The sequence below is a fragment of the Endozoicomonas sp. Mp262 genome, assembly GCF_025643335.1.
In the GTDB taxonomy this organism is placed as follows: domain Bacteria; phylum Pseudomonadota; class Gammaproteobacteria; order Pseudomonadales; family Endozoicomonadaceae; genus Endonucleibacter.
The window spans coordinates 1,015,469-1,022,500 of the sequence record NZ_CP092489.1; the positions used below are offsets into that span (position 1 = coordinate 1,015,469).

4 protein-coding genes and 2 rRNA genes (1 of these 6 running past the window's edge) are annotated in these 7,032 nt (G+C 47.6%); 1 reads left to right on the top strand and 5 read right to left on the bottom strand.

The annotated features are described in order from the left end of the window. The first annotated feature begins 80 nt into the window (after positions 1-80). The gene (locus MJ595_RS04445) at positions 81-872 is read left to right on the top strand and encodes a helix-turn-helix transcriptional regulator (RefSeq protein WP_263081304.1); all 792 of its coding nucleotides are present in this window, start codon (positions 81-83) and stop codon (positions 870-872) included. A 183-nt stretch (positions 873-1,055) separates the two neighbouring features. On the opposite strand, the gene panF is transcribed toward MJ595_RS04445, so the two are convergent. From panF to MJ595_RS04470, 5 genes are all read right to left on the bottom strand, one after another. Further along, positions 1,056-2,513, bottom strand: coding sequence for a sodium/pantothenate symporter (gene panF / locus MJ595_RS04450; protein ID WP_263081305.1), 1,458 nt, complete (start codon positions 2,511-2,513; stop codon positions 1,056-1,058). Beyond that, positions 2,503-2,796 carry a YhdT family protein gene (locus MJ595_RS04455; protein ID WP_263081306.1) on the bottom strand — a complete coding sequence of 98 codons (294 nt, stop codon included), beginning with the start codon at positions 2,794-2,796 and terminating at the stop codon, positions 2,503-2,505. The genes panF and MJ595_RS04455 overlap by 11 nt, the downstream gene beginning before the upstream one ends. 223 nt (positions 2,797-3,019) lie before the next feature. After that, positions 3,020-3,532, bottom strand: coding sequence for a hypothetical protein (locus MJ595_RS04460; protein ID WP_263081307.1), 513 nt, complete (start codon positions 3,530-3,532; stop codon positions 3,020-3,022). A 198-nt stretch (positions 3,533-3,730) separates the two neighbouring features. Further along, a 5S ribosomal RNA gene (rrf, locus tag MJ595_RS04465) occupies positions 3,731-3,846 on the bottom strand. 208 nt (positions 3,847-4,054) lie between these two features. Continuing rightward, positions 4,055-7,032: ribosomal RNA gene (locus MJ595_RS04470) — 23S ribosomal RNA — on the bottom strand (it continues 494 nt past the right edge of the window).

A 7,032-nucleotide genomic window follows, 5' to 3' on the forward strand; every position in this document is an offset into this window, starting at 1 on the left:
TGATGCTGTGGGAGTATTTATACAAAATTTTTTAACGTATGAATTTTATAAAGATGTCAAAAAGTATTGAGAAGCCATCAATGGGTAATAAAGCAATACAAGAACTCATGGTAACTCTGCCGCTGGATTCTCGTTTCCCTGTCAATGGGATTATCAAAGAAGTGGCGGCACGCACAGAAACCTCGTTACATCAGCATGACTGGAACCAGCTAGTGTTCTCAGATACAGGTGTTGTTCAAGTCACTACACCCAATGGGATGTACTGGGTTCCCCCACAGAATGCTGTTTGGATTCCTTCCTGCCATACGCATTCAGCCGTTTTGCTTGAACGGGCAAAGTTATTTTCAGTTTACTTCTTACCTACTCCTGCGTTGTTGGACACTGTTGAGTGGCATCAATGTCAGTGTTTTGAAGTCTCTGCGCTACTGGGAGAGTTGCTAAAAAAAATGGCGACAACTGCACTTGAAGCAATACCTGAAAGCATTTATCAGGCGCTATGCCAGTTGATCTACGCTGAAATAGAACAAAGTGAGCTTATTTCCATGGCAGTGCCTATGCCTAGTGACAAAAGGCTTCTGCATTTGTGTCAATTATTCTTGAGGACACCCCGGCAATCCGTGAAATTGTATGACTTAGCCGCTGTTGTCGGTGCCAGTGAAAGCACAATTAGGCGCTTGTTTAAAGCTGAGTTGAACATGACCTTCAGTCAATGGCGACAGCAGGCATTGCTAGCCTGCGCGATCACATTGTCCGCAAATAAAATGCCTATCGGTAGAATAGCGCTAGAGCTGGGCTATTCCAGCCACAGTGCTTTCACTGCGATGGTTACCTCGGTGGCCGGCAGGTCTCCGAAGCTGTTTTTTGATCAGTAAGAATTGGCATTAAAGTATCAGAAGGAAAGAAGCGGCATTTTTAGTGAGGACATCCAACAACAATCACTGCTTCTCGCTCCCAGCATCCTCACCAGGAATACCTACGGATGTTTCCATTAGCACTGTGTTTGTATCTGTATTATCAGACAGAAACCTGGGAGTGAAAAGCAGTATTGGATTACTCTAATGTTGCAGGGCCATTCTGCTTTTCTTGTTCGGACAATACAAACTACAAACTACAAAAGCCAATAAGCTTAATGACAATGCAGGTACAATGGCATGTACACCCGCTAAATCAGGCTTTGTTATTGTGAGAACGATATAGCTTCCACCACCTGCCAACATTGAGGCAAGAGCCCCTGTTGCTGATGCCTTTTTCCAGTAAAGACCCAGAACCAGTGGCCACAAAAACACAGCCTGCATCCCCCCAAATGCTATCAGGTGAAGCCAGATAATCATCTCCGGTGGATTAATCGCAGCAATAAAGAGGAGCATGACCAGAATACCAGTAACCCAGAGGGATAAACGAGGCAAACGGCTGGTTATATTTCTCTGGTCAGTTTTGCTGGCGATCATATAATTCAGGTAGAGGTCTTTAAGCAAGGTAGCTGATGCCTGAATCAATTGAGAATCTATGGTAGACATAATCGCAGCCATAGGGCCAGCCAAAAAGATCCCTGCAACAGCAGGAGGAAGGACTGTTGTCATTAATACCGGAATAATCTGGTCCGGAGTATCTATCTCTGGTACTAGCACTCGACCAAGAGCGCCCGCAAGATGCATGCCCAGAGTTAAAAATGCCACCACAGCTGTCCCAATCACCATGCCCCGATGCAGTGCCTGGGTGGATCTATACGACATACAGCGAACGGCCACATGGGGCAATCCAATTACGCCAAAACATACAAGAATCCAAAAGCTTAGAATGAAGGGCTGAGAAAGAAAGTGATCAGCTCCATGTGGTGTTATCAGGGCAGGGTCTATCTGGTAGAGAGCTCTTACCATTTCACCCAGACCACCACCGGCATAAATAGTCGCTCCCAGTAGTGTAATGGTACCAATGACCATCATAATACCTTGCAATGCATCCGTCATAACGACGGCTCTGAACCCACCAATGGTCGTGTATACACCCACAGTAATTCCGAACAGTAGCAGACTCTGTGTATAGCTGAGTCCGGTTACAGCTTCAATTAAGCGAGCCCCTCCGACAAACTGCACCACCATTGTGCCAAAAAAAGCCAATAACAATGCCATGGATGCCAGAATCACTACTGTTCGACTCTTGTAGCGCGCATAAAGCATATCGTTGAGAGTAAGGGCATTATGACGTCTCGCTTCTATGGCAAACTTCTTGCCCAGTACCCCCAATGTCAGCCATGCAACAGGGAGTTGAATCATAGCCAGTAATACCCATCCCAACCCTATTTTGTAGGCGGCACCTGGTCCACCAATAAAGGAGCTGGCACTGGCATAAGTAGCAGCAAGCGTCATGGCAAGCACAAACCCACCCAGGCTGCGGTTACCGATCAGGTACTCACTGAGCCCACTTTGCTTACTTCCTTTATAACGGGAAATAATTGCTAGCCCAAAAACCGCCAGCAAATAGAGTATCAGTGGTATTAATAATTCATAATTCATCAGCATTACCTTGATGTGCTGGATCAACATCAAGCGGCATATCTATAAAAATGTATCGCACCATTAGGCCACAGAGCACAGTAAACAGAACAGGAGCAACAATGCAGGAAACAAAAAACCATAAAGGCATGCCAAAAATAAGAAAAAACGATTCAAGATTATTGGTATCAGGCGCAAGTCCGTAGGCTGACAAGTACCACCATAGAAAGTAAGCCAGCGTCAGACCAATGGCCCAGCAAGCTTCCCGATGCGCCTGGGAGTACCGTGAATAGAGTGTCTTCATAGAAAAGCTTCAGTCAATTCGAACACTATTGTCTGACTGTGTATCATTACGCTTGAAAAAACTGGGCATTTTCGCAGAGCTTGTGAAAAAAAACAAGTTATTGGCGGTGGGCAGTGTGAATTATTAGTTCGGGTAATACCAGCCGCTTTCGTCATTATAAATTATTTTTTCCCCTCTTATTCTAAACAACCTCTTTAAAAGCAGGCATTAATGCCTAAGCTACTCAGCTTTGCTTGAGAATGATTACGTAAGGCTTTCCATTTTCTGTATATAAAGTCATATATTCATCGCCAGCATTATAGCTATAACATGTACAGCCATTATGTATTTTATTTCGAGGCATAAGTGAGTACAACGAAGAATCAAAGTCTTTGAAAAACCAACGCTCCAAATTATTTTCCGAAAGGACAATTCTTCCATTGGCATCTTTTTTCGAACTATCTAGATCTACCACCCAGGCACTTAAATATCTTCTACTTTCTCCTGTTTTTCGTTCTGATTGATCGGTAAACCAGCCAAACTCATTTCTCAGAACGTATACACTTTCCTTAATCTTGTATACTTCATAAGCGCCCAGTGCTTTTTTAGTTCCAGATACAGCATGATACCCATCAATAATAGGTGCTAGAGGAGCTAATGTTAACATAACTAGCGATGTCCCAGCTCCACTGATATCCTGAGTAGAGCAAGCACTCAACAAAAAAATTATCATAAATGATGATAGTTTATATTTCATATTAAATTTTTATCTCGTTCCCGGCGTCCCCGCTGGGAATGCCTACGGATACATCCTTCAGCACAGCATTTGCGTCGAGGGGAGGTCTGCATTCCCAGGCGGGAGCCTGGGAACGAGGGGGTGCCGGAGATTGAGTGGTTTTTTCCAGCCCATAGCAAAAACCCTGACAGCGTATGCTATCAGGGTTTTCTAATAAGTGCCTGGCGATGACCTACTCTCACATGGGGAAACCCCACACTACCATCGGCGATATGTCGTTTCACTGCTGAGTTCGGGATGGGATCAGGTGGTTCCAACATTCTATGGTCGCCAGGCGAAACTTTTGCACATGGATGTGCTTATGCCGTTTTGCCAGGGATGGCAAAAAACGGTAGCGTATCCACACGCTCGGAATCCATTTTATTTAAGCTGTCTTCTATTCTTGCCTTACACTCTACTTTCTAGCGTATGGTTACGACCTCCAGGGATGGAGGAAGTACTAAGAACGTCTGGAACGTTCGCAGTAAATCGCTTTGGCGTTATATGGTCAAGCCGCACGAGTCATTAGTACTGGTTAGCTCAACGCCTCACAACGCTTACACACCCAGCCTATCAACGTCATAGTCTTTAACGGCTCTTCAGGACTCTCTAGGAGTCAGGGAAGTCTCATCTTGAAGGGGGCTTCCCGCTTAGATGCTTTCAGCGGTTATCCCGTCCGAACATAGCTACCGGGCAATGCGTCTGGCGACACAACCCGAACACCAGTGGTTCGTCCACTCCGGTCCTCTCGTACTAGGAGCAGCTCTCCTCAAACTTCCAACGTCCACGGCAGATAGGGACCGAACTGTCTCACGACGTTCTAAACCCAGCTCGCGTACCACTTTAAATGGCGAACAGCCATACCCTTGGGACCGGCTTCAGCCCCAGGATGTGATGAGCCGACATCGAGGTGCCAAACACCGCCGTCGATGTGAACTCTTGGGCGGTATCAGCCTGTTATCCCCGGAGTACCTTTTATCCGTTGAGCGATGGCCCTTCCATTCAGAACCACCGGATCACTAAGACCTACTTTCGTACCTGCTCGAGATGTACCTCTCGCAGTCAAGCGCGCTTGTGCCTTTACACTAACCGTACGATGTCCGACCGTACTTAGCGCACCTTCGTGCTCCTCCGTTACTCTTTGGGAGGAGACCGCCCCAGTCAAACTACCCACCACACAATGTCCCCGATCCCGATTAGGGACCTGGGTTAGAACCTCAATATTGCCAGGGTGGTATTTCAAGGTTGGCTCCACGCAGACTGGCGTCCACGCTTCAAAGCCTCCCACCTATCCTACACAAGCAACATCAAGATCCACTGTGAAGCTATAGTAAAGGTTCACGGGGTCTTTCCGTCTAGCCGCGGATACACTGCATCTTAACAGCGATTTCAATTTCACTGAGTCTCGGGTGGAGACAGCTTGGCCATCGTTACGCCATTCGTGCAGGTCGGAACTTACCCGACAAGGAATTTCGCTACCTTAGGACCGTTATAGTTACGGCCGCCGTTTACCGGGGCTTCGATCAAGAGCTTCCCTCACCACCAAATTGCTCTCGCACACGTTGCATTAACATCTGACGCATTTTTTTGTTGCGCTTTAGTTTAGCTTCGCGAGCTCTCGCAAACTCTTTGACTTGATATGCTTCATAGTAAGCAATGCGCCATATTCTACCCTTGGTAGAAGCATTCATACCCGAATTATGTTGATCTAATCTTTTTCGAAGATCAGAGCTATAACCCAGATAAAAATCTGTCTCATCGTTTACGTTTTGAATCACATATATGTAGTACATAAGAGCAATTTGGTGGTGAGGTAACCCCATCAATTAACCTTCCGGCACCGGGCAGGCGTCACACCGTATACGTCCACTTTCGTGTTTGCACAGTGCTGTGTTTTTAATAAACAGTCGCAGCCAACTGGTCTCTGCGACCCCCACTAGCTTACGGAGCAAGTCCGATCACCGGCGGGGGCGTACCTTCTCCCGAAGTTACGGTACCATTTTGCCTAGTTCCTTCACCCGAGTTCTCTCAAGCGCCTTGGTATTCTCTACCTGACCACCTGTGTCGGTTTGGGGTACGGTCCCTGTTGACCTGAAGCTTAGAAGTTTTTCCTGGAAGCCTGGCATCGACCACTTCCCGATCTTAAAGATCGGTCGTCATCGGTTCTCGGCCTTGAGGGTCCGGATTTGCCTGAACCCTCGGCCTACGACCTTAAACATGGACAACCATCGCCATGCTGGCCTAGCCTTCTCCGTCACTCCATCGCAGTCAACAGCGGTACGGGAATATTAACCCGTTTCCCATCGATTACGTCTTTCGACCTCACCTTAGGGGCCGACTCACCCTGCGCCGATTAGCGTTGCGCAGGAACCCTTGGTCTTCCGGCGAGGGGGCCTCTCACCCCCTTTATCGTTACTCATGTCAGCATTCGCACTCCTGATACCTCCAGCCTGCCTCCCGGCTTGACCTTCAACGGCTTACAGGACGCTCCTCTACCGCTCAACACCTAAGTGCTGAACCCGTAGCTTCGGTGAATAGTTTGAGCCCCGTTACATCTTCCGCGCGAGCCGACTCGACCAGTGAGCTATTACGCTTTCTTTAAAGGGTGGCTGCTTCTAAGCCAACCTCCTGGCTGTCTGGGCCTTCTCACATCGTTTCCCACTTAACTATTACTTGGGGACCTTAGCTGACGGTCTGGGTTGTTTCCCTTTCCACGACGGACGTTAGCACCCGCCGTGTGTCTCCCGTGATTGCACTCATCGGTATTCGGAGTTTGCATGGGGTTGGTAAGTCGGGATGACCCCCTAGCCCAAACAGTGCTCTACCCCCGATGGTGAGACACGAGGCGCTACCTAAATAGCTTTCGAGGAGAACCAGCTATCTCCGGGCTTGATTAGCCTTTCACTCCTAGCCACAAGTCATCCCCCGGCTTTTCAACGACGGTGGGTTCGGTCCTCCAATCAGTGTTACCTGATCTTCAACCTGCTCATGGCTAGATCGCCCGGTTTCGGGTCTACACCCTGCGACTATGGCGCCCTATTAAGACTCGGTTTCCCTACGGCTACCCTATGCGGTTAACCTTGCCACAGAATGTAAGTCGCTGACCCATTATACAAAAGGTACGCAGTCACCCCGCTACTAAATTGCTCTAGCAGAACTGAGATTTTATACGCTCCATGAGGTAACGCTTTACACGACCATCATGCTTTAGCATACGTTCTCTTTCTCTAGCTACAGATTCACTCATATAGGCTTCGTAATATACCAGCTCCCACTCCTTACCTTTGGTAGAAGTGTTTCTTCCAGAGTTATGTTCTTGAAACCTACGTCTCAGGTCTGATGTATAACCTGTGTAGAAATCATCATGATCATGAACACATCGAAAAATATAAACGTAATACATTACAGCTCCCTTAGAGCAATTTAGTAGCGGGGCTCCCACTGCTTGTACGTACACGGTTTCAGGGTCTATTTCACTCCCC

Coding starts and splice junctions, on each gene's coding strand:
- MJ595_RS04445 (WP_263081304.1), top strand. CDS start 81: ATGGGTAATAAAGCAATACAAGAACTCATGGTAACTCTGCCGCTGGAT.
- panF (WP_263081305.1), bottom strand. CDS start 2,513: ATGAATTATGAATTATTAATACCACTGATACTCTATTTGCTGGCGGTT.
- MJ595_RS04455 (WP_263081306.1), bottom strand. CDS start 2,796: ATGAAGACACTCTATTCACGGTACTCCCAGGCGCATCGGGAAGCTTGC.
- MJ595_RS04460 (WP_263081307.1), bottom strand. CDS start 3,532: ATGAAATATAAACTATCATCATTTATGATAATTTTTTTGTTGAGTGCT.